The 24,446-nt window shown below is 45.1% G+C and carries 22 protein-coding genes; 2 read left to right on the top strand and 20 right to left on the bottom strand.

Annotated features, from left to right (window positions below):
• The first annotated feature begins 11 nt into the window (after nt 1-11).
• Nucleotides 12-770, top strand: coding sequence for a DeoR/GlpR family DNA-binding transcription regulator (locus ACTU7M_RS04890; RefSeq protein ID WP_443473259.1), 759 nt, complete (start codon nt 12-14; stop codon nt 768-770).
• Between the two features lie 41 nt (nt 771-811).
• Nucleotides 812-1,192 (top strand): hypothetical protein, encoded by a 381-nt coding sequence (locus ACTU7M_RS04885; protein WP_443473258.1) that lies wholly within the window; start codon nt 812-814, stop codon nt 1,190-1,192.
• A 364-nt stretch (nt 1,193-1,556) separates the two neighbouring features.
• Here ACTU7M_RS04885 and rluF read toward each other — a convergent pair whose 3' ends face one another.
• The 20 genes from rluF to ACTU7M_RS04785 form a co-directional block, all read right to left on the bottom strand.
• Complete coding sequence (gene rluF, locus ACTU7M_RS04880; protein ID WP_443473257.1) at nt 1,557-2,285, bottom strand: 23S rRNA pseudouridine(2604) synthase RluF; 729 nt, start codon at nt 2,283-2,285, stop codon at nt 1,557-1,559.
• Between the two features lie 198 nt (nt 2,286-2,483).
• Nucleotides 2,484-2,909: a PTS sugar transporter gene (locus ACTU7M_RS04875; RefSeq protein WP_443473256.1), complete on the bottom strand. Its 426-nt coding sequence runs from the start codon at nt 2,907-2,909 to the stop codon at nt 2,484-2,486.
• A gap of 2 nt (nt 2,910-2,911) precedes the next feature.
• Entirely contained in the window at nt 2,912-3,730 is an 819-nt protein-coding gene (gene agaD / locus ACTU7M_RS04870) for a PTS galactosamine transporter subunit IID (RefSeq protein WP_443473255.1), read from the bottom strand.
• Nucleotides 3,720-4,523, bottom strand: coding sequence for a PTS galactosamine transporter subunit IIC (gene agaC / locus ACTU7M_RS04865; protein ID WP_443473254.1), 804 nt, complete (start codon nt 4,521-4,523; stop codon nt 3,720-3,722). The genes agaD and agaC overlap by 11 nt, the downstream gene beginning before the upstream one ends.
• Before the next feature lie 15 nt (nt 4,524-4,538).
• Nucleotides 4,539-5,003 carry a PTS galactosamine transporter subunit IIB gene (gene agaB, locus ACTU7M_RS04860; RefSeq protein ID WP_443473253.1) on the bottom strand — a complete coding sequence of 155 codons (465 nt, stop codon included), beginning with the start codon at nt 5,001-5,003 and terminating at the stop codon, nt 4,539-4,541.
• Nucleotides 5,004-5,123: 120 nt separating this feature from the next.
• The gene (locus ACTU7M_RS04855) at nt 5,124-7,448 is read right to left on the bottom strand and encodes a glycoside hydrolase family 65 protein (RefSeq protein WP_443473252.1); all 2,325 of its coding nucleotides are present in this window, start codon (nt 7,446-7,448) and stop codon (nt 5,124-5,126) included.
• Nucleotides 7,449-7,481: 33 nt separating this feature from the next.
• Complete coding sequence (locus ACTU7M_RS04850; protein ID WP_443473251.1) at nt 7,482-8,057, bottom strand: DUF624 domain-containing protein; 576 nt, start codon at nt 8,055-8,057, stop codon at nt 7,482-7,484.
• Nucleotides 8,058-8,060: 3 nt separating this feature from the next.
• A complete protein-coding gene (locus ACTU7M_RS04845) occupies nt 8,061-10,223 on the bottom strand; it encodes an alpha-L-rhamnosidase-related protein (RefSeq protein ID WP_443473250.1) in 2,163 nt (720 codons plus the stop codon).
• Nucleotides 10,224-10,230: 7 nt separating this feature from the next.
• Nucleotides 10,231-11,085: a carbohydrate ABC transporter permease gene (locus ACTU7M_RS04840; RefSeq protein ID WP_443473249.1), complete on the bottom strand. Its 855-nt coding sequence runs from the start codon at nt 11,083-11,085 to the stop codon at nt 10,231-10,233.
• A 5-nt stretch (nt 11,086-11,090) separates the two neighbouring features.
• The gene (locus tag ACTU7M_RS04835) at nt 11,091-12,002 is read right to left on the bottom strand and encodes a carbohydrate ABC transporter permease (RefSeq protein WP_443473248.1); all 912 of its coding nucleotides are present in this window, start codon (nt 12,000-12,002) and stop codon (nt 11,091-11,093) included.
• A gap of 71 nt (nt 12,003-12,073) precedes the next feature.
• A complete protein-coding gene (locus tag ACTU7M_RS04830) occupies nt 12,074-13,390 on the bottom strand; it encodes an ABC transporter substrate-binding protein (RefSeq protein ID WP_443473247.1) in 1,317 nt (438 codons plus the stop codon).
• A 281-nt stretch (nt 13,391-13,671) separates the two neighbouring features.
• Entirely contained in the window at nt 13,672-14,673 is a 1,002-nt protein-coding gene (gene lacD, locus ACTU7M_RS04825; RefSeq protein WP_443473246.1) for a tagatose-bisphosphate aldolase, read from the bottom strand.
• 8 nt (nt 14,674-14,681) lie between these two features.
• Nucleotides 14,682-15,611: a hexose kinase gene (locus ACTU7M_RS04820; protein WP_443473245.1), complete on the bottom strand. Its 930-nt coding sequence runs from the start codon at nt 15,609-15,611 to the stop codon at nt 14,682-14,684.
• Nucleotides 15,612-15,629: 18 nt separating this feature from the next.
• Complete coding sequence (locus tag ACTU7M_RS04815; RefSeq protein WP_443473244.1) at nt 15,630-16,529, bottom strand: ROK family protein; 900 nt, start codon at nt 16,527-16,529, stop codon at nt 15,630-15,632.
• Nucleotides 16,530-16,541: 12 nt separating this feature from the next.
• Complete coding sequence (locus ACTU7M_RS04810; RefSeq protein WP_443473243.1) at nt 16,542-17,714, bottom strand: SIS domain-containing protein; 1,173 nt, start codon at nt 17,712-17,714, stop codon at nt 16,542-16,544.
• A gap of 20 nt (nt 17,715-17,734) precedes the next feature.
• Nucleotides 17,735-18,466: a GntR family transcriptional regulator gene (locus tag ACTU7M_RS04805; RefSeq protein WP_443473242.1), complete on the bottom strand. Its 732-nt coding sequence runs from the start codon at nt 18,464-18,466 to the stop codon at nt 17,735-17,737.
• A gap of 154 nt (nt 18,467-18,620) precedes the next feature.
• Nucleotides 18,621-19,727, bottom strand: coding sequence for a Gfo/Idh/MocA family protein (locus ACTU7M_RS04800; protein ID WP_443473241.1), 1,107 nt, complete (start codon nt 19,725-19,727; stop codon nt 18,621-18,623).
• 15 nt (nt 19,728-19,742) lie between these two features.
• Complete coding sequence (locus tag ACTU7M_RS04795; RefSeq protein ID WP_443473240.1) at nt 19,743-21,488, bottom strand: beta-galactosidase; 1,746 nt, start codon at nt 21,486-21,488, stop codon at nt 19,743-19,745.
• On the bottom strand, nt 21,481-22,602 hold the full coding sequence (locus ACTU7M_RS04790) for a sialidase family protein (RefSeq protein WP_443473239.1): 1,122 nt from the start codon (nt 22,600-22,602) through the stop codon (nt 21,481-21,483). The genes ACTU7M_RS04795 and ACTU7M_RS04790 overlap by 8 nt, the downstream gene beginning before the upstream one ends.
• On the bottom strand, nt 22,602-24,260 hold the full coding sequence (locus ACTU7M_RS04785; protein WP_443473238.1) for a glycoside hydrolase domain-containing protein: 1,659 nt from the start codon (nt 24,258-24,260) through the stop codon (nt 22,602-22,604). The genes ACTU7M_RS04790 and ACTU7M_RS04785 overlap by 1 nt, the downstream gene beginning before the upstream one ends.
• Nucleotides 24,261-24,446: the final 186 nt, after the last annotated feature.

Genomic DNA, 24,446 nt, shown 5'->3' with positions numbered 1-24,446 from the left:
AGGAGATTCATATGCTACCAATTGAAAGAAAAAACACAATTTTAGATTTATTAAACAACAAAAAGTTCATTTCTACCCAAGAGCTTTGTGACAGTCTATTTGTCAGCCAAGCGACTATTAGAAGAGATCTCGTTGAGATGGAAAGAGAGAATCTTATAATGAGATCCCATGGCGGAGCGATGTTACCTCAAGAATCCACTAGTGAACCAACATATACACACCGCGATCACCAAAACCAGATAGAAAAAAGAAGAATTGCCGATATGGCATCAACGTTTATTGAAGATGGCTTCTCTTTATTTTTAGATTCAAGCACCACCGTCAAATTTGTAGTTCCCTATCTGAACCAATTTAAAGATTTAACGATTGTCACAAATGGTATCCAAACTGCATTAGATTTATCAAAAAATAAAAACCTAAAAACTATCTTAATCGGCGGAAGTTTATTCCCTGGGTCATCATCCACTGTAGGCGCTAAAGCAAATGAGTCGTTATCTACTTACAAGGTTGATTTGAGCATCATTTCTTGTAGAGGGTTGGATGGCGATGGTGTCTATGAGGCCAACGAACCTCAAGCGATGATTAAACAAAAAATGATTAAAAATTCCCGCTCCAAACTATTATTATGTGATTCTAATAAGTTAAACAAAAGCTTTTTTTATAAATTAACCGATTTAGATACCTTTAACTATATAATTACAGATAAAATACCGAATAATTTTATGCAACAAATCATCAAAGATAATGGAGTCAAGCTTATTGAGGCGTAGAATTTTTAAGTAATAATACTGTGTTTGGAGTGAAACAATCCATGGTTAATGCTATTCTAGTTATTTCACATACTGAAAAGATAGCTTCCGGTATAAAAGAATTATTATCGGGTTTTGCACCTAATGTCCCTGTTTATGCATTCGGTGGAACGGAAGATGGTCGCTTAGGAACGAATTACGAAGATATTAAAAATAATGTAAGCCGTCTTGAACATTCAAATTTTCTAAGTTTTTATGATTTAGGTAGTTCAAAAATAGGGTTAAAGTTGCTAAAAGAAGAAATGAAAAAATTAAATAAAGAAATCATGGTATTTGATGTCGCAATGGTTGAGGGTTGCTTTTTTTCGGCTTTTTCATTGGAAAACAATGTGGATTTAGATACTCTGGTACTTGAACTGGAAAAATTTAAAGTTAATAAATAAATGTAACTCGAATTATTCACTTTATAATTTACTATAAGAAATTAAAATCTGATTCTTACTTTTGTGTTTTTTTAATTATTGTCTAAAATTAAACAACATCTTGCTCCCTACTTTTCTAAATTCAGTCATATAAAAGGAATACTGAAAACATCCTTGATATCGTTAGATACAATGTAACGGTTAATTGGAAAAATCAACGTTTTCAATACTCAAGTTAAACTCATCCTTTTCTGATGGGAGTTATTAGCTGGCAAATAATTTTTGGGTTTTTGGTGATTTATGCGAAAAAGCATTACGGGATAAAATAAAAAGGCTAGCTATATTGTCGATTTATCAACAATATAACCAGCCTTCTTGTGTCGTTTTACCACTCTTTTGCTTCGTAATCCAATTCTTGGAATAATTTATTTTTTTCTTTTTTTGATAAGTAACGCCATTGTCCGACTGGCAATTTATCGAGGTGAATATTCATGATGCGTAGTCGCTTTAATTGGTACACATTGTATCCCAAAGCTTCGCACATACGACGGATTTGGCGATTCAATCCTTGTGTCAATACGATTTGGAATTCATATTTGGATAGCTGCGTAACCTTACAGGGTAAAGTTTTTGTACCCAGGATATGCACACCTTCGGACATATTCTTCAAAAATTCAGCATTTATCGGACGATCCACCGAAACGATGTACTCTTTCTCGTGACGATTCTCTGAACGCAGAATCTCATTTACGATATCACCATCATTGGTGAGAAGAATCAGCCCTTCTGAATCTTTGTCCAAGCGTCCGATATGAAAAACGCGGAAGGAATGGTTGACCAAATCAACAATATTTCCTTTGACTCCTTTTTCCGTTGTACTTGTAATACCAACGGGTTTATTCAAAGCGATATAGACATAATTTTGCGCTACAAAAATATGGTTGCCGTCTACCTTTACTTCGTCGCCAGGTTCGACTTGACTGCCGATAACCGCTCGTTTTCCATTAATCGTTACGCGCCCTTCAGTAACCAACTTATCAGCGCCGCGCCGCGAAGCCTTGCCCGCCTCACTGATATACTTATTGATACGCAAGTTTCCACTTCCTTCATTCAAATACTTCCATCCCTACCACTATACTTCAAACGTTTTTTTAAACAAGCTATTCTGATGATAAATGTCGGAAGTAAGATGGGAGATTTATTGTTTTAGTTCCGATTTTAAAAAAAAGTCGGAACTAGACGGCTTAATATCAGTTTTTAGTTCCGAAATTAAAAGAAGTTCGCTCAAAAATGAGGGAACTTCTTTTTCTGCTTAAATACCTTCCCCTTCTTCGCCATCGACTGGCGGAGGATTTTTTTCAAACCGCATGGTCGATCTGCGGCTGGATGCGACGATATTTCCAGCTAATTCTTTCAATTCAAAATTGTCTTTGGAAAACAGTATTTCCAACAAAGATCCTAGATTGGCTCCGGCAACCACTTCAATCTGTTCGTTCTCACGGGCTAGCGTCGCTGCGACTTTGAACGGGGTCCCACCTGCCAAATCACAAAAAATCAAGCTATCTTCTCCGCTATTTGCTTCGAGGATTTCTTTCATACCTGCCGACAAGGTTTCCTCGGAATCGCCATCAAGAAAGTCGAGGTAAAAGAAATCTGCGTTGGGACCCGATAGCATCTCCATCGCGCTCTTTATTCCGGTGGCATAGTTACCATGACCTGTCACAATGATTTTTTTCATGGCTACAATACTCCTAGATATGAAAATAGTAGCGCCAGGACAAAGGTACCCAGTATCAACCAAACCGGGTTAACATTTTTCTTCTTCAGAGCCCAATACAAAAGCAAGGTATAAGCGATGGGCAGGAGATTCGGTAAAATGGAATCCAGGAAATTTTCCTGAAGGGAGAATGTTTGTCCTTCAATAAACTCGAAAGTCGAAAGGATATTGATATGCACGGTTCTTGCAATCAAGCCACCTACTACGGTCACCCCAAGGATGGTTGCGGCGTTGGAGATGATGGACGAGTATTGTTGGATCCAGTCAAGCGCTTTGGTTCCCAAACCGTAGCCGAGATGTGCTAAAGGAATTTTTGCAAAAAAGATAATGAGATAAACCACAAGAAACAGGATTGGACCAAGTACACTGCCCTGCATCGCAAAGGAGGAGGAAATCCCAGCTACTATCGGTAGCACCGTAAACCAAAAAATGGCGTCACCAATCCCGGCCAACGGACCAAAAAGTGCGTTCTTTAACCCGTTAATAATAGAACGATCCTGTTTACTTTCTTCCAGGGACAAAAGCAAGCCCATCAGGAAGGATACGAGTGGCGGACTGGTGTTGATGAAGGTCAAGTTATCCCGCATCGCGAGTGATAAACCTTCCTTGTCATCTTTGTAAATCTTTTTCAAGAACGGCAACATCGAGAACAGCCAACCACCGGCTTGCATTCTTTCATAGTTGAAACTGATTTGCAGAAAGTTGGACATGTAACCGAGTTTCGTAATATCACTTCTGGTTAATACTTTTTTATTTTCTGGTTTAGTCAAATTAGATGCCATCTTCAAATTCATCTCCATTCGTGGATTGAGTCGCGCTGTAATGAGGTTTCATTTCCAGGTTCTCTTTTCCTTGGTAAAATGCAATGAGAGCAAAGGCTAATCCGACAATTGCTACCGGTAAAATATTACCGAAATCGAGGAAGGTAGCAATCAAGAATCCGATCAGTAAATAAGGGACATATTTCCCCTTCAACATGACTTTCAGAAGCATGGCAAACCCGATCGCCGGCAACACGCCTCCCGTGATTTCAAAAGCATGGGTCAGCCATTCTGGCATTGATGATACCAAGGCTTTCATCGGCTCCTGGGCCACGTAAGCGGAAAGAAATACAATAACAGCGTAGGTTATACTGACGATAATCATTGGTAAGATATTAATTCTGTAGTAAGAGTCGGTGTCTGCCTCAGCGGCTGCTTTGTCGGCACGTGGCATGAACAAGGAGAAAGTTGAATAGAAGAATAAGACGATGTATTGCATCAAGAAACTGAACGGCAAGGATAAGGCAACCGCGGCTGTCGGTGATTGTCCGGTTGTATGGGCGATTACCACTGCCATGACCCCTGAAAGAATCGGGTTCGGCGGTTGCGTACCGCCCGCAGGAGTAAGTCCAGCAAAGGTCAATTCACATATCCCACCAACGATCAAGCCCGTCTGCAAATCACCCAAGGCCAACCCCGTCAGTGTACTCATAATGATGGGTCTAAAAATAAAGAAAGATTCCAGCCAAAAGTCCAAACCACCGATAAGCGCAATCAATGCAACCAATATGCCACCAAGTAAAGTAATTTCCATTTCCTCACTCCCTTATTAGATATCCATCTTCGGTGTTCCAGGTACATCTTGAATGAAGACATCGACATTTTTCGACTGGATATATCTTAAATTTTCCAAATCTTTATCGTCAACATACACCTTATTGCTGAGTTTATCTTTGCCTTCAGAATAATGCATATTTCCGACGTTCACAGATTTAATCGGTACTCCGCCATCGATAAGCTGTTTCACTGTCAATGGCGTTTTGCAAATGATAAAGATTTTTTGGCGGTCAATCGCTTTACCAATTACTTCAATACATTTTTGCACCGTGTAGAAACGAATTCCCACTCCATAAGAATCAGCCGTGATTTTCATCAATTGTTGTTGCAGCGGATCAGCCGCTGCTTCATCATCGACCACGACAATTAAATTGGCCCCGATTGAAGTTGTCCAAGTCACACCTACTTGCCCGTGCACCAGCCGGTTGTCTATTCTTGTCAATAAGATATTCGGCATTATTATTCCTCCTTTCTTCTTTAATTTACTCTTGCACCCGCCACAAGAGAGCGCTTGCAATCATATGTTTACCTTATGCCTTTTTGATAGTGAATGCAAGTAAAGTTAGAGGCTGTTCTTCTAATGAATAAAGACCGTTTTTTCTGGTGCCAATTCTATCAGGCGGCCGCCGTTTTTGAACTGAACAATATCTGCAGAATCGTTACGAACCAAGGTGCGATTAGATTCAATAGTCAGTTGCAGTGGGCAATCACGCCAATAAAATCGGAAGGATAATTTTTGCCAAGCCGCTGGGAGTTGTGGTTCGATATGCAACTCTCCCTGCTTAATCTGGATACCACCGAACCCAAAGAGTACTGCTTCCAAAATACCTCCCAGCGAAGCAGCATGGACACCGGTATCACTGGACGCCAGGTCCTGGCCCAAATCAATGCGGGCCGCATCACTGAAAATGGCATAGGCTATTTCCGTTTCACAAAGAGTAGCCGCAAAAAGACTATGGGCGGATTTGCTCAAGGATGAGTCGTGCAAAGTTTTTGGTTCATAGTAGGTCCAATTGGCCAGTTTTATTTCATCAGAGAATTGATCCCCCAATAGGTATAACAACATCAGGACATCGGCCTGTTTCGAAATTTGCATCGCATTGACCTGCTCCATGTTGTAGGTGTTGAGTAAGCTAGCAATGACCTTCCTGTAAGGACCCAAATCAATGATTTCTTTTGATAAATAAGTATCATCTTGCGGAATGATGCCCACAGTATTCGGTTGGGGTAAATACAATTTATGGTGCTTATTCTCGATTTTTGCCATGTAATGGCTCAGTTGCCAATTTTCTTCAAGGCGCAACTTCACTTCCGGTTTCAAATGATGGTGGTAGATTTCCGTCGCTTTTTGCATATTCCAATGCGCCATATAATTAGTGAAGGCATTGTTGTTAATATGTTCCTTGTACTCATCTGGTCCGATGACACGGTTGATTTCATAACGGGATTTTTGGTCGTTCCATTCTAGCCGTGATTGCCAAAAAATGGCGGTGGCCAAGATAAGTTCGTAACCATATGCATCCATAAATGCATCATCATGTGTATATTCATAATATTGCCAGACCGCAAAGGCGATATCGGCACTGATATGCTGTTCTTCAAATCCTGACCATACCGGCGTTGCTTCCCCCGTCACCACGTCCGCATCACCGAAAAGGGGTGTGACTTCACCTTCACCTACCCAAGCCGATTCCCATGGGAACATGGCTCCTTCATAATTATTGTCACGTGCCTTTTTTCGAGCACCGTCTAATGACAACCAGCGATATTCCAGTAGCTGCCGCGCCATATCCGGATAAGTCAGGATATAAAATGGCAAGATGAAAATTTCTGTGTCCCAAAAAACGTGCCCTTTGTAGCGCTCCCCAGTCAGTCCTTTTGCCCCTATACTCATGCGACGATCATGGGATGGGGTCATGCAAACAAGATGGTAGATGGCAAAGCGGACCGCCAATTGATCAAAGTCCTTCCCTTGAATTTCGATTGGATACATTTGCCAGATTTTCTGCCACTGTTGGGCATGCTCTTCAAATAATGCATCATAAGTGTCGATTCTTTCAAACCCTGTTTGGGCTTGTTCTACCCACTCAGTGGCGTTGTCCTTATCGAGGCTGGTATAAACTGCCGATATTTTTTCAATAGTCAGTGATTCGTTTTGTTCAACCGTAATCGCTTTGAAGTGTTGATGGACCGCACGCCGTTTCATGACCACCTGATGATTAGGATCCAGGATTGGGGTTGTTTTCCTGAATTGATGTTTGCTGAAGTGGACGAAACGGATTCCGGAAGCGGTCGTTTCCTGTTCCAACTTCAATATCCGATTCTTCAATAGTCTTTTGCTTCCTTCTTTGAAATGCTGGGTCCCGCTGTTGGTGACTTGGCCATCGATGCCGGATTCTACCGTTATTTTTGCGGCATTGCTCAAAGGAATGATGGTCACTTTTTGTCCCACCACATGTTTGTCCGCCAACGACACGAAGCGTCTGAACTCCAATGAAAAAAGCTCCCCTTGCGGTGTTTCCCAAAGGATGGTCCTGGTTAGTTCAGCCTTTTTAAGATGCAGGCTTTTTTCATAGGCATAAATTTTTCCCATGGACAGGTCGAAGCGTTGTCCGTTCAGATACATTTCCATGTTGAGAAAATCGGCTGCATTTGGTAGTTCACTGACTTCCTGGGGACCGGGGAATTTATTAAAGGTACCGGCTACAAAAAAGCCCCTTTTTTCAAACGGATACTTTTCTTCGGAGGCGGATCGAAGCCCCATGTAGCCGTTTCCTAGGGCAAAAATGGCTTCGGTCTTGCCGAGCGATGTATTCGAAAAACGTGTTTCGGTAATGATCCAGCTCTTATCATCTTTTTCACCGGTATTGTAAGCCAGAACGGGCTGCATTTTTTTAGTCATCGAATCTTCCTTTCCAATCTTCCTTATTATCACTCAGGAAAACTCACTGTGGTAATTTATCCAATGGACCATGAGACCCCATATCAAAAACAGCATAATTCCGGGTAAGAAAACCAAGGCTATATACAAGAGGACCAATCCGAATAGGATTACAATGTGCCGGATGGGATTTTTTAAACTGAGCGCAAACAGCTGCAGTGTTTCTCTTACATCGAACTGGTTGGTAATAGCTGTCGGTAAAATCATGGCATTGCTGATTGAAACAAGCAGTAGTAGGAAGAACCAGGTATACTTTCCAACCGCGGCAAATGGTACCGCCAGTTGATTCCAGTAAAGCACGTTGCTGGCCACAACAAGGGTAATGAACAATGCGAAATAACCGTATTTCTGGCTGGACCAGAACTTTGTTTTATAAGCTTGCCAGTAGTACCGGATAACAGGGAGATCGGAACGGGTGCGCCATTCTTGGCAGACGGAACTGGCCGCATACAGGGAAGGAAATAATCCCAATACACCAAGTCCCAAAACAATGCCCAAAACGATCAACAGGCTCAATAAGACATATTTCGAAAACCATTGAAAAATGGGCATGATGCGCCTGATTAACATGTTTTACTCCTCCCTCATCTTGATCGTGACCGTATCCGGACCTCTATATTTCCACTCGCGTTCTAGTGATTTAATAGTAACGGTATAACCTTTTGCATCGCGTTCGATGTCAAAATCCAAACTGTTTGAGCCGATTTTGACTTTTTCCAATACCAACTTGTCCCATTCTGCCGGCAGCTGTGGATTCAGATAAATGCTCTTTAAATACGCTTCCGGATGGATACCGGCAAAGCCGGAAATGAAAGGCTTCAGCATCCCATAGGCGGTCCAAGCCTGAACAAAACAACCGTAATCAGGTGACATTTCCGTGATGGAACCGGGCAGATACTGGTTGAATGTCGCGGCCATTTTCTTTACTAATTGAAACGCCTCGGCCGTCTTCCCGTACTGCATGTTCGCCTGGATCTGGACACCGGTCGAAATCGTCATGATGGATTTCTCAACGCTTGCTCCAAGGCCGGATAAATACATGCCATATTCCCCAATATAGGTGTCGGAATTAAGTTGTGGCAAGGCCTCCTCTGCTTGTTTTACAGTTGCTATCCGGGTCGCAAACGGCGTATTGATAATCCAGTTTTTGAAATTCCAGGTGCGTTCACGTATTTCTTGATCCATTCCCGTTTGTACCAGTAGCTGTTGCACTTCTTTGTAGTAACGGATACGTGATGATTCTGTTTTTGATTTTTCTTGGGTGATGAAATTATCGATGGTTCGGTGCAACTTATCACCGGAAATACGGAAATCTCCAAACAGGCCTTGTTCTGCCATCCAAAATTCCGTACGGATTTTATGCTGTAATTCGTCGGACAATTGGCGGTAGCGCTTGGCATCAAGATGGTCGTTGAATAATCGTGCCGTTTTTGCGGCTGCTTTCAGGGCTAAACAGGCATAAGTGGCGGTATCGATGAGTTCCGCGTTCAAACCTAGAATTTCGATAATGCCGTACCCGTCAGGAAAACAATCTTGATCCGGATCCATTTCAATCATCAACCATTTGATTCCTTCTTTAATGGCGGAATAATGGGATTCGAGCCACGACTGATCGCCGGTCCAACGGAAAACTTCATATACAGCGACGATGAATTGGGCGGTTTCCTGGGTGTTTCCTGCATTACCTACTACTCCGAACGTATTTGCTTCGTGGATGATTCTGCCATTTTTATTGTAATTACGGGAAATTTCTCCGATTAAATCCAAAGTACTTTTGGAACTTTCATGGAAACCAGCCGGTAATGCCCCCAGGACGGTATAGGCACTATCCGTCCCGAACCACCAGGCATACTCTGGTAAACCTGCCATAAAACTATTGTTAAGCGTCAACCAGGCGAGATGGCATTTGGCCCAGGCATATATTTTCTCCAGGTTTTTATCCGGGATATGTAAATTGCTTGTTTCAATGATTTGTTCGTAATATTTCTTCTTGCGTCTAAAAAGACCTTCCGTATCCCCCAACTCTGCCAATGTTTCAGCAACAGCATTTTCGGAAACGAGCGAACCCGCAATTCGGATCACCAATGTTTTCGTTTCCCCAGGAGCAATCTGGAAAGGAAATTCCCAATTGATACCCGAACCGGCCCCATATACCAGGTCCGTTGCCTGCAACTCGAAACCACAGGTAATGGCCGGATGTGGAACATCGACCTGAATCCCCACATACCAATCATGCCCGCTGTCCTTCACGAAAACTTGGTTGTGCTTGATATGGATAAGGTCTTCGTTCGGTGTGATGCCTTTCGCATCCGCAAACCAAACCGGGCTCAAATCGGTACGGGTGAGCCAATTGATCACCAGCTCTTGAGGTAGGTTGGTTTTGTTTTTAATTTCATACTTCACGATCAATCCGGGAATGGCATCCGGAGCAAATTGGCGACGGATGATGGTGAGGTTTTGTTTTTCATAAATGTGCTCGTTGTAATAAGGGTAGTTCACAAAAGTCGTTGCCTCAGACAACCATTCGATTTGCTCCTCCTTGAATCCAAGCCAAAAGCCATCCAAAAGCTTAATCGGATGCATCCAAATCCCACCCATTTCATTGGGGATATGGTGTCCGAAAGCCTGGAAACTGCCGTCTTGGGCTCCGACCATATACAATTTGTTACCAGGTGTCACGAATTGCCGTTTATCGGGGTTCATTCTCTGTTCGCGCAAATCGTCTAATTTAACCATGATACACCTACCCTTTTATACCAGAGGACAAGTTAATACCTTTAATGAAGTACTTTTGCCCAAAGAAGAAAATGATGAGGGATGGCAACATGGATATGACCGAAGCAGCCATCAAATAGTTCCATTGCACTTGATTGTTTTCCCCTTTAAAGAAATTTATCCCGAGGGCGAGGGTAAAGTCGTCTGGATTACTCAAGTAAATCAATGGCCCCATAAAATCATTCCAGGCACCATTAAATTGGAAAATGGCGACAGTAGTCAAAGCCGGCAAGGTGAGGGGCAGAATAATGCGGACTAAAATCCCCAGGGTTCCCAAACCGTCAATCATGGCGGATTCTTCCAGTTCTTCCGGAATGGTCATAAAGAATTGGCGCAACAGGAAAATGAACGTTGCATTCCCGAAGAAGGAGGGCACAATCAAGGGATAAAACGTATTGATCCAGCCAAGTTCCCGGAAAATAACGAACATGGGAATCATGGTAACCGTTCCCGGCAGCATCATTGTGGATAAAACCACGAAAAACAAAAAGCGGCTCCCTTTCACGCGAAAACGGGCAAAACCGTAAGCAACCAACGTGTTGGAAATCAGTGTCCCGATAATCGTCAGTGCGGTGATAAAAATCGTATTCATAGTCCATTTCCCGAATGGCAAGGTGGTGAAAGATTCGATGAAGTTCGACCATTTCGGTTCCTCCGGCCACCATACCATGTCAAAACGCATGACTTCCGTATTCGTCTTTAAGGCGGTAGAAATCATCCAGAAAAAGGGAATCAGGGTAATGACAGCCCCGAGCAAAAGCACAATCCACACAAATGTTTTCCATACCACTCGCGACATCTTATAGGTGATTTTGTATGGCATCGTGCTCACTTCCCTTCATTTTCATAATAAACCCAGGTGTCGGAAGATTTGAATACAATCAAGGTCAACAGGATGATGATGATAAAGAGGATCCACGCCATCGCCGAAGCATAGCCCATCTTGAAATTTTCGAAGGCGTTCACCCATAAATAATAATTGTAGAACAAGGTACTATAGTTCGGACCGCCATCTGTCATGATGTAGGCTTGGCTGAATGTCTGCAAGGCGCCAATGATTCCCATGATTAAATTGTAGAACAATGTTGGCGTCAAAGCCGGCAAGGTCACATACCAAAAAAGTTGTCCTTTGGTTGCCCCATCAAGTTCCGCAGATTCGTATTGATCTTTGGAAACACCTGAAAGGCCGGCCAACCAAATAATAACCGTCCCACCGATATTCCATAAGCTCATGATTATCAGGGATGTCATCGCCCAATCCTCATCATAAATCCAGCCCGGTCCCTTGATGCCGATAAGGCTCAATACTTGATTGATGAATCCAATTTCCGGATTAAAAATATAGACCCACAGAACCATGACCGCAACCCCTGAGACGACGACGGGAATGTAATAAATGGTACGAAAAACCCCGGCTCCTAATGTAATTTGGTTCAGTAACAATGCTACGGCCAAAGACAAGATGAGTTGCAGGGGAACGGCGAATATGGAATAAACAAAGGTTATTTTCAGCGACTGATAGAAAAGGCGATCCTTGAATAAATTGATGTAATTATCAAAACCAATCCACTTCGGCTCAGTCAACAAATCCCATCTCGTAAAACTCATGAGGAAAGAAATAACCATGGGGATCAATACGAATGCTAAAAAGCCGATGATCCAGGGTGATATCAACACATAAAAAGCAATGTATTTCCGCTGATTATTTGTTACTTTTCTTTTTTTCCGTTCGTGCTGCATCTTGATCCCTTCCTTCTATTTTGGACATTCGAAATACTAGAGAAGCGACAATGCTCCTCTAGTATCAGTGGTTATTGTTCCATTTCGGTTTCCATTTCGGATTGGCCATTTTCGGCGGCATTATCCAGAAGTTCGGCGATATCAAGGTTGCCCTTATTACCTGTTCCCACAATTTCGCTCAAAACTTCATTAAAGCGGGCACCGGCTGTGCTGTTGAAGGCAGGGTTAAGACGTTCAGGGAACATCTTGATCATGTCCACACTTTTAACAAAAACACCACGGTATGGATCTTCCGTTTGTCCAGCTTCTTCAGCTGCCGGAACATAAGCGGAAAGCGCGTGTTCTGCAAACGTCTTTTGGCCTTCAGTTGACAAGTATTTCAAATAGTCCCACGCTTCATCCTTGATGTCGGAGTTGGAATAGATACCGTAGCCAGCATAATAGATAGTCGAGAACTGGCCGGAATCGCCACCCGGCACTTCCACAACACCGAAGTTCATACCTTCATCAATATAACTTTGCGTTGGCCAAATACCGGTCGGGCTCATCGCCACTTTTTCAGAAAGGAAAAGGTCTGACCCTTGTAAGGCTTCGGTTTGGGTTGAAGTAGGGGCCACACCGGAACGAATCATTTCATCGAAGAATGTCAGTGCTTGGGTCGTTTCATCGCTATCCATATAACCCAAGACCGTGTCCCCTTCTGGAGCGATGATGTCGCCACCGTATGCATAAATCAATGGTAGGATATCACGGTTGCTGGCACCAGGTAAACGTGTTCCCCATTGGGTTGTTTCACCGTCTTCGGTGATAGTCAGTTGTTGTGCGATGTCATAGAATTCTTCCCAAGTCCAGTCGCTAGTCGGGTAATCAACTCCCGCTGAATCAAATAAATCTTTATTATAATAAATCGCAAAGGTGGAATAATCTTTCGGCATGGTGTAGTAATTGCCATCAATATTTCCGACTTCCAATACTTCACCAAAGAAGTCATCCATGTTGAGGCCATTGTCACCCTCCATGTAAGGGGTGAGATTTTCCAAGGCGCCACGGGATTGGAACATACTGACATCACCATCACCTATTTGGAAAATATCTGGGGCATCGCCACCTGCGATTTGCGTTAATAATTTCGTACCATAATTATCCGGGACACTTTCAACAATGATTTCGACGTTTGAGTTGTCAGCCATATAAGCGGCAGCGATTTCTTCCTGCATTTTCTGACCATCGCCACCCTCCCACGTTCCAATTCGAATGGTCACTTTCTCATCCGTAGAGGTTGTCCCAACCTCTCCACTAGATTCCGTTTCCGAAGTTTGATTACAGGCTCCCAACGTAAATACGCTCACCAAACCTAATGCCAAAGCTTTCTTAATTTTGTCTCCCATCAGTAACCGCTCCTTTATGATTTTTGTCTAAGCAGATGAAAAATATACCGCTTCTTCCGGACACATGGCAGCAGAAATTAGCAAGTGAAAACGTTTCGGATTTTTTCGGAAACAATCCGAAACGCAGCAACTATATTTTTGACAAAAGCCTTAAAAACAATAAATGTAAGCGCATTCTTTATATTTAAAGTCTAACTTGAAAGACATATGTTGTCAATCGTAACGGGAGGCTCTCTTGTCCATCTAAAAAAGCATCCAAACTTGAGTTTGGATGCTCGCTATTATATGACGGTGACTTTCTCAGTCCAAGGTGTTGCGGATTCTGCAACAGCCAGGTTCAAGTCTTCCATATTTTTTCTGCCTTCTGTACGCATCCATTCTTGGGCAACTTCCTTGCCGTCGCGGGCATAGATAGCGACCGCATCTTTCCAGGTCGCACGGCCACAGAGAACGCCATTGAACTGTGAGCCGGCTTCTTTGGCGAAACGGAGTGTTTCCTGGAATAAACCGGCAGAAACACCGGCACTCAAGAAAATAAATGGCAAGTGGGTTGCATCGGATTGTTCCTTGAAGTACTGCAGTGCCTCTTCACGCGTGTAAATTGCTTCGCCGTCTTTGGCATATCCTTCCACAAAATTCATGTTGACCGGGACTTCCATTTTCAGGACATCCACCGCGTAGGCGGGATCTGAAAAAACTTTCATGGACTCATTTACTTTATGCGGTTTGACCTTGGCGTATTCTGCCGATTTAACATCCATATCGCTGGCATCGTAGGTCACGATTTCCAGGAAATAAGGGATGTCTTCCGCGACACATTCCGATCCGACCCGCTCCACGAAGGCGTGCTTGATGTCGTTGATTTCTTCCCCTTCATCCACATCGTAATAGAGAAGAATCTTGACAGCATTTGCGCCCAGTTCCTTGATTCGTTTGGCGGACCAGTTTGGCAGTAAATCTGGCAGGCGGCCTGGTTCGGTGGCATCATAACCCGTTTTTTCGTAGGAAATCAACAACCCGGCATGCTCATCCCTTACACCTGCAGCCGGTAAGCCGTATTCGGGATCCAATAAGATGGAGGTGGAATATTTTGTCAGTTCCCGCGAAATTTCACTCTTGAAATTGATGATGCCTTCATCACCGACATCTTCAGAACTATTTTCGGCGATCATTTTTTTCAAGGAACCCCGTTGGTCGATGGCAAGTGCATTGATTAAATTGGTGTTGTCGGATAATTTTTGGAGATGTGCGAATTTGTTTTTTGTCAAAGTTAGCATAGTCAAACCCCTTTTCAATTGTCTGAAACTGTCACTTGGCTGAAATATGTCTCGAAATTATCTTTATTTACGTGTCCGGTGGTTGCTTCCATTGTATTCAGCATTCCCGTGGTCATGGCTGTCTTCAATAAATCTTCGTCACTCAAGCCTTTGGAAATTGCCATGGCAATGCCGGCAACGGTGGCGTCCCCGGACCCGACCGGATTGACGACCGTTATTTTGGGGATACGTACCTGGTAATAGCGGTCGTGATGTTTCGCAAAAGCCCCCGCGCTGCCCAAGGTCACGATGACCCACTCGACATTGGCGTAGCGCTCTTTCGCAAGAAGTGAAACCAGGTCATCTCCTGCTCCTCCTTCGATGGCAGCCAGTTCATCTTTATTCGGCTTGATGGCGGCTATCTTCAAGGTGTGGTCTTCCAGAATTTCTACCAAGGTAGGTCCTGATGTATCAAGAACAACCGGGATGTTTCCCTGGTTGGCAAGGCGGATGATTTCTTTATACGTTTCCGCGGTCAGCCCTTGTGGCAAACTGCCGGAAATGGTCAATACCGAAACCGGCTGTTCAGCGAGTAGGGATTGGAAATGGGTCAAAAAGGAATCCGCTTCCAATTCTGAAATCGTTGGGCCCGCTTCGAGTATTTCCGTCTGCTTGCCTTCATGGAGAATGGCGATACAATTGCGGGACTCTTGGTCAATCTGGTGAAAATCGTGCGCAATTTCCTGGTTGTCCAGTTGGTGCATGATGTAGTCCCCGATTGTGCCACCGATGATACCGGTGGTTGACACCGGAAAGTCCATAGCAGCGGCAACCCGTGCCACGTTCAGCCCTTTTCCCCCCGCTGTCTTGGTGACCTTTTGAACCCGGTTGACTTCATCGATACGTAACGTAGCGAGCGGATAGGAGATGTCAACTGAAGGGTTCATCGTGACCGTTACAAGCATAATTTCATCCTCCCGTTCTCATTTGATTGTGTCAAACACGCGCAGACCTGCCCCAACGAGTCCGGATAAGTTGGCGTATTGGCTGATATTTATGTTTTCCAGGATATGTCTTTGGTCCGGCAAGGCCCAAGCACTCAGATTCTCCTTCACCAATTCGATAAATTGGGGGTTGTGTGTCGCAACACTCCCGCCAAAGGTGATGTGATGGGGATCAAGGATCGAAACCAGACTGTAAACCCCCTCTGCCAGGGCTTCTGCGGTTTGAGCCACAATTTCCGTCGCAATGGGTTCATTTTGCTGGAATCTGTCAAAGACCTCTTTCGTCGTGATACTTGGGTCTTGGTAGCGGTCTTGGCCGACGCGTTGAATGGCCGGCCCACCCGTCGCTTGTTCCAAGGTTACGCGTTTGTTGAGGCAACGGGATGGAAGCAAGCCCAATTCCCCGGCAAACCCGGCGCCCCTCAGGAACCGCCCCTGTTGCAGCATGGCGCAGGCGATGCCGGTACTGATGGTGATATAAGCGAACAAAGCATCCGGTGCCAAACCTGCCTGTTTCCACTCCGCGTAAGCGGCCATGTGAACATCGTTGTCCAGTTGAATGTTTTGGACGGGATAATCGTTTTGCAGCCGTTCCCGGATCGGGAAGTTGTGCCAAGGAATGTTGTTTTGGTAAACAGCAATCCCCTTTACAGGGTCTACTTTCCCGGGTACTCCTGCCCCGATGCCTGCGATTTCGTCCCAACTGACAGGCGCGTCTGTCATCACGTCTGCTATCGCTTGTTTGACGGATTGGTACATATTTTCCCGGTTACTGGTATCACTCTTGACGGTTGCCTGTTTCAGGATGTGACCGTCTTGGGAAATAATTCCGGTTGCCACTTTTGTGCCACCGATGTCGATTGCTAGTGCGTATCTCATGGTTGGTCACACTCACTTACTGTCCAGATTGTCGTGGATGGTTACGCCTTTAACGACGCGATTGACCGTTCCGGTTGGACTTGGTGTATCCGGTTTGTTATCAACCTTCAAAGCGGTCAATAATGAAACGATTTGCCCAAATATCGTATAAGGCAGTGCCAGGTAGGCATCCGGTAAAGTTGTTCCGGTGTCTGAAAATGTGAAGCTCACTCCAGTCGTATTGGTCGGTCCGGTCGTCACGCCACACACCATTTGCGCAATTTGATCCGCTTTCATTTCTGCCAACATATCTACATCATATTGGCGTGTATAAGCATCGTTGGACACAAACAAGAATAGAAGCGTCTTCTCATCCACAAATGATTTCGGTCCATGACGGAAGCCCAAGGAACTATCAAAGGCCGTTGCCACTTTTCCGGCAGTCAGTTCGAGTATTTTCAGTTGGACTTCACGCGCAATGCCCGCCAATTCTCCTGAACCCAAGTAAACGACGCGGTTGAAATCAGTATTGATGATGGCTTGAATTTCTTCTTCGCGACTCAAGACTTCCTCACCCATGGCAATCATTGTTTTCACATGATTTTCTTTTGTGCGGGTGTCTGCTGGGTCGAATACCAAGCTAGCGGTCAAGGTCATGCAAGTGAAGCTGCCCGTCATGGCGAAGCCTTGGTCGTTTGATAGAGCGGGCATCAACAATAACAGGTTGTCCTCGTCTCCGGCTGCCTGCTGGGCCAGTTTACCTTCGGGAGCACAGGTAATCGTGATTTGATAGAAAGCGTCTACAATTTGCTTGCCCAGGGAAACACTCGCCACACTCTCTGGGCTGTTGCCGCTGCGGGCGAAAGAAACCAGGATGGTGGGGATGTCTTTCTTGAAATAGCTCTTTGGGTTGCTGACGATACTGGTCGTCGGCACGGCCTGGAAGTCGAAAGCTTCTTCATTTCCGACTTTCTTTAAATAAGGCAGGACGGTATCGCCGACATAAGCGGAACTGCCGGCTCCCGTCATGATGACGCGAACCCGTTCATGGTGTTTGGTTATTTTCTCTAAAAAATTCTGGATGTGGCTTTCATTGGCTTGGTAATAGTCGAAAGCTTCCTGCCAGAGTTCGGGTTGTTGCTTGATTTCACGGACGGTGATTTCGGCACCGAGATGCGCTAATGCTTCTTTGCTCTTTTCAAACATGGTTGTCTAACCTCCATTTTTTAGTTTCGGTCATGCTTGTGGCTGATTTTGTAAATGAATTGATCGGCCCGGGCGGCACTGAGTGTGTACTCGATAATTTCGCCCTGGTCGTTGTAAGTAAGACGCTTAATACGTAAACATGGGGAATCTTCCGATACGCCTAAATTCTCGGCTTCGACTTCACGCACGATACCAGCGGAAAATTCTTCTTCTGCGTAACGAATCGTTACGCGGTAATCTTCCTTGAAAACATCATACAAAGGTTTCCCTTGTATTTTCTCCAAGGTCAAGCCGGCAAAGATGTCCACCGGCAAGTAACTGACTTCATACATCATCGGTTCATCATCCGCCAAGCGAATGCGAATCAGGCGAAAGACGGTTTCATTGGTCGTTTGCATGGTGTCCTGGATATGCTTGTTGGCGGATATTTCTTCAAAGGAAGCGATGATGGTGCGCGGCGTTTTATTGATCGCCTTCATGCTCTCCGTGAAGCTATACGCTTCGGCCAAATTTTTCTGATCCTGCGACCGTTTCGAGACGAATGTCCCTTTGCCATGTTTTTTATAAATGTAGCCCAGATTTTCCATCTCGGCCAATGCTTGCCTGACGGTCGTACGGCTGACATCAAAGGTCTGGCAGATTTCCCGTTCGGACATGATTTTTTCATCTGGTTGATAGTTTTTTTCGATTTCCGCCATCAAGCCATCAATCAATTGGGAATATAAGGGGTGGGGGCTATTTTTATCTAACATCTATTCCCTCTTTTCTTGTTTTGTGTGATTTTAATTACCCGACTGGTATCGTCTGGTATCTACTGGTCATTACCAGTTTAAAATACTCTCTTGTGAAAGTCAACAAAAAAAGACGATGCACAACCAGCATGCCGGTTCGCATCGTCTTTTGGCTTTATTGAGGAACGAACTGACTCAAGTACTGCGGAACTTCCTGCATGATGCCGCCGCTTCGGACCGATTCGGTCGCCTTGACACCAACAGCCACGCTCATGCGACCATCAAGGGGTGAAGCTTTTGGTTCGACACCGTCCAAAATGTATTCCACAAAAGCATTGGCAATTTGCGGGTCGGCACCGGCATGGTCACCGAGCGTCGGTTTCATCTGGATGACGATGTCGCTCTTGTCGTGCAGACTATCGGTATTACGGGTTTTGATGGTGATGGTATCATTGACGTCGTCGTTTTCGAGACGGCCTTTTGTGCCGATCACCACATAGTTGCGGGAATAGTCAGGTGTGAAATGGCATTGCAGATAGGAAGCCTTCACGCCGTTTTCCAATTCCATGATAAGAACGTTGTTGTCCTCGACATCGATTTCCGCAGCGGTTTGGTGGGTCAAACCATCCGCTTCAAAATTCTCCGGTTTGTCGTAAAAATCGAGACTCCCGAAAGCGGAAACCTTTTTCACATAGCTGCCCGTCAACATATGAATCACATCAATGTCATGGGAAGCTTTTTGCAACAACAAGGAATTCGTATATTTAGAGTTGCGATGCCAATCCTGGTAGTAATAAATGCCGCCCCGTCCAACGAAATGGCGCACCCAAACGGCTTTCACTTCCCCGATGGTCCCGTCGTCTATCACTTGTTTCATCGTTTCGTACATTGGCATGTAACGCATGTTGAAGCCGATCATCAGTTTACGGCCGGATTCCTTCCAGACCGAAATGATTTCATCACAATCCTCAATTGTAATGGCCATCGGTTTTTCCAAATACAGGTCCTTGCCCGCTCGTAAAACATCGATGGCTTGTTGTTTGTGCTTGTAATCTTCGGTCAAGACGACGACCGCATCCACATCGTCGCGCTTCAATAGTTCATGGTAATCGTCTGTATAAAAAATAGCTTCATCCGGATATTTGGCTTTAAATTTGTTCATGGCAGTCTCATCGATTTCTGCCAGTGCGGTGATGATGGACCGTCCTTCTGGTTGATGCCAAAAATCGGTGATGTTCCATCTAAAGCCAGCACCAATAATACCTAAGCGTAATTGTTCCATTTCGTCATTTCCTCCTTATTGTCTCTCGAATGGCGGTACATCCGTCAGTGTAATCGTGTCTTTTACGACCCCTTCTGTTTCAAAAATTACGATTGTGTTCTCGCCTTGTTTCAACAGTGGCCCTGGTAAATAGAGGCGGAATTGCGGCCCGATTTCCCAGAAGCGGCCGAGGTTGAAGCCGTTGACGAAGACAACGCCTTTGCCCCAACCAGTCATATCGATGAAGGTATCACCTATTTCATCGATTTCAACCTTGAATTGATGGAAGCTCGGCAAACCGGCTTGGTATGCTTTGGTGAAATCGACTTGGTCAATATTATCCAGCGGCAAGGAATAATGATTCCAATCGCTCAAAAAAGCACGGTTCATGATGACGCCTTCGTTAATGCCTTTGTGTTGATGGTTCAGGACCGAAGAATAATTCACCCGCCCCAGATTTTCCACCAAAATCGACAAACGATTTTCTTCGTCGGCCAAAGGGAAGGTTGCTTCTGTCCCCAGCTCTTGGTCGTACTGGGTCAAGACGTGTTTATCGTTCACGAATACTTGAGCGCGATCATTGGCCCCAAGTAACTTGAAATCATGGATTTCACGGGCTTCACCTAAATCCGTTTCGTACAAGACGTAACCAAAATTTTGGCCCAATTTTTCCATCGGCAAGGTGTAGCTGTGCTCAGATTTCACAGCCAAGTTTTCCAGGTTGGCAAAAAGTGAGGTGCTGTTTGTCACTTGGTAAGTTCCGTAATGTATTTTCTTGATTGGTTCAGGCAGAGCTACTTCTTCCACCGTTGCATGTTTTTTGATAACAGTCTGTAAGGCTTTGTATTTCTCACTGACGTCGCCCCATTCGGTCAAAGGTGCGTCATAATCGTAAGAGGTCGTGTCCGGCGAATGGGTTTCGTAATAGTTGGATCCATTCCAGAAACCAAAGTTGGTGCCACCATGGAACATGTAAAAGTTCACGTGGCCGATTTCAAGGGCTTCATCCAATTCCTGAGCGGCACTTTCAAAATCGCGGGTATGGTGATCCCGCCCCCAGGCATCGAACCAGCCAATCCAATATTCCATGACCATCAGAGGGCCTTCACTCTTGGTGAAATTCCGGACTTCCTGCATGCTTTCCACTAGTTTGGAGCCGCAATTAACGGTCGGGTAGGCATCATCCAGAACCGTCCCATTTTTCAACATGTCACTCCATGCGCCATCACTGGTCACGAAGGGTACGGTAGCGCCGTATTTTCGCATCATTTGCGCGACTTTCTTCAAATAAGTTTTGTCGCTGCCGAAGCTACCGTACTCGTTTTCGACCTGCATCATGATAATCGGGCCGCCCTGTTCGATTTGAAGGTCGGCGAATTCCTGGAACAAGCGCTGGAAGTAGTTGTCGACTTTTTCCAGGAAAATAGGATGGTTAACCCGTAACTTCATATCCTCATATTGCAGGAGCCAAGCCGGCAAACCACCGAATTCCCATTCGGCGCAGATGTACGGGGATGGCCGCACAATGACCATCAGCCCTACTTTTTGGGCAGTTTGGATAAAGCTTCGGATATCCAATATCCACTCGAAGTTAAACTGACCTTCTTCTGGTTCGTGCGCATTCCAGGGGACATAGGTCTCAACCGTGTTACACCCCATCGCCTTCAATTTCAAAAGGCGGTCCTCCCAATATTCCGGTACGACGCGGAAATAATGAATCGCGCCGGAAATGATTTTGATGGGCTTATCATTGAGGTAAAAGTCATCTTTGATTTCAAACATTTTCGATTTCCTCCAACTTGAATTTGGCTTGGATAATGTAGCAAAGGTCTGTCAAAACGCCGCCTTGCCAACTTTCGGAAAACTCTTTATCCCAATGGCCATAGGTGTTCATAATAAAAGTGCCATCTTTTTGGACGACGATGCCGGCATAACCGGTATCCCCTGACTTCGGCGTATTGGTCCAGTCTTCCGCCAGACGGATGCGGAAAGCACCGGGTTGTTTTTGGACGAGGTCCTCATACGTTCCTACCCAGGCCAGCCAGTCACCTGCCAGCCAATCTTCAGGTGAGTCGCTGTTGAGCGTGATTTCCCGGAAGGTCACGACCAGACGCTTAGTGACCGGATCATAAATCGCTTTATGCCGCTCCCCTTGTAAACCAGGATGGACATCAGTCGGTTCCGTCCAACTCTTTCCTTCATCATGGGAAAAGAACAGGACGGATGGATGCCGGTGTGATTGGGAACGGCCCAACGCCACGATGCTTTTGTTGTCGGGCGAACGGAACAAGCCCACTTCACAGATTTGATAGGCTTCCTCAATATTACGGTAAGTTTGTAGATAAGGTTCTGGTTCGCTCCACTGTTCGTTCTCGTTTTCGTCAAAGCTCAAATAGGTTTTATAGTTCACGAAATGCTCGTCATGGTAAACACCCAACCACCTGCCATCCTTTAAGGCAATGAGGCTGGCCATCGCGACACTCGTATAGTTTTTGCTTCCGTCCGAAAAATTAATGTGGTGCGTTTTGAATTCGCTCCAGGTTTCCCCATTATCAAGGGAAAGAGAGGTTTGCCAGCCACCGCTTTGGTTCCCCTTCCAATTTGGTCGACCACAAATCAAGATCAGTTTGTTTTCGTTCAGTTTAAAAAGCGTCGGTGTTTCCAAGGAACCTTGCCAAGAGGCGGGGGTATCGGTTCTTTCTTCCCACGTCTCCCCAGCATCTGGGCTGACCTTTAAAATGACTGGTCCCGCGCCATGTCCGGCCGGATAGACGGTAAGTAACGTCTGGTCATCATCCAAGAGCACCATATCGGGTTGTCCCAGATACTGGCGTTCGGTACCAGGAGCTTTTTCAATGACACTCAGATATTGTTTGGGCAATGCAATTTCTTTCATTAATGGACGGCCTCCTCAGCGAATGCAGCTGTCAATTCAGCGATTTTTTGTTTGATCGTGGTCGTATCTTTGGCAACGGCCGCTTTCCCGGCGTCCATCAAATAGAATTCCGTTGCTTCATAGTAAGCTGGGATGGTTGCCAGCATTTCATTTATTTCTGTGGCTAGCGCTGGGTCTTTTTTCAGAATCATTAGTTTGTTGACGTCACGGATGCCTTCCGCCAATCTTTCGAGACGCACACTTGACTGTGGTTTCGGGTGCGCACTGTCTTTTCGATCAGGGAAAACCAAGAAACAGTCGCCTGCCTCGAATAAGCGGTGCGAGCTATCTTCCAAAGGATTTTCCACCCAAGAATCATAGGCCCAACGCAGGAATCCGTCACTGTTTTGGGCGTACCCATACAAAATGGTCCAGTAACTTTCAGCCGGAGCACTCAAGGAAAAGTTACCCGGAGCATGTCCCATGCAGGAATAGACAGTGGTTGGTAAGCCTTTTGCTTTTCTTTCTGAGCGAATTTCCGCAAATTCTTTGACTTTTTTGCGGACAGCGACAATGCCGACAGAGAGCGCATCAACCTGTAAAGCGATTGCTTTCTTTTCGTCGATTGCGTCAATCGCCGCCGATGTCTTGAAACGATTGCCTTTAGAATCGGTAATTTTAGCGAGTAAATCAAATGGAACCCGGTCCACTCCCCGTTCATCGATACCGATATAAACGTTATCGCTCCAGCCTTTTTCTTCGAGATGTTGCATGAAGTCTGTCAAAAATGCTTCCCAGGCTTTCAGGTATTCGGTTTCTGCTTCTACTGGAATAAAGGCTTGTTCTGCTTTAGCTTGGTCGAAATAAGTAAGTTTATTATTCCAAGGGACAATGCTGTAACAAACGATTTTATCGCCCAGGTGCAATTGTTTATTGAAAGCTACCCATTGATCGAACCACTTGTAATCGAATACAAATTTGCCATTGGGCATTTTGGTCCAGTTCACCATGGACGGGAATTTGGTTTCATTTTTGCTGTAGGTTTGACCGTCCCAAGGTTCCTCCACGATGGATGCCGTAATTGTATTACCGCCGATTGCGCGGTATTTTTCCATATGGGGGGTGAGAATTTCAAAATGCTTTTCGGAAAAGATTGGCACCTGATAGTATTCGGCTACAGCAAAGGGATTTTGCCAAAACTCGACATCGAATGCGGTTTTGGCAGGCAAGGTCTGATTGGCCACTTCAAGGGTCAGGTCCAATGTTTGTCCTTCAACGGTTACTTGTCCGGTGTAACTGCCAGCTACGGTTGTTTTGGGAATCGTGATTTGGATCCAGAAATTTTGGAGCGTGTTGGGTGCCACAACGGTAACAGGTTCATGGGTCAGGACTTCGTTGGCTTCCTGGCCGTCCGCATTGACAGATTGAATGGGGTAAACCCGGATTTGGTCCTTGAAGATGGTTCCGTTTGGTCCTGTCAAATCACTTGGATTCACTTCGAGCTTCTCAATTGACTGCGTCCCTGCGGCTACCGAAAGCTGGCACTGGACGACATCGTTTTTCCAGCCTTGCAGAATCAGGTGTCGCTCGTTTTGTCTCAATATAGATTCATATTTGGCTTGAGGATATTGATAATTGGTATCCATGAAGGTCACATGGACATTCGCTTTCTTGTTCATTAGTCACCGCCTGGTTTTATTTGAGCTCTTGACGTGAAGTTGAGGGCGACGGTCAAGGCTTTTACCTTGAGCTAATCGTCGTTTTTTTCGCGTAAGTGCGGCGTTACGGAATATTTCCTGAGCTAATCGCCGCTTTTTCTACGTAAGTGCGGCGTTCCGGAGTATTTCCCGGGCTAATCGCCGCTT

The organism is Jeotgalibaca sp. A122, from assembly GCF_052266715.1.
Lineage (GTDB): Bacteria > Bacillota > Bacilli > Lactobacillales > Aerococcaceae > Jeotgalibaca.
Note: the sequence above shows the minus strand (reverse complement) of the source record. Positions and strands in the feature narration are given on the sequence as shown.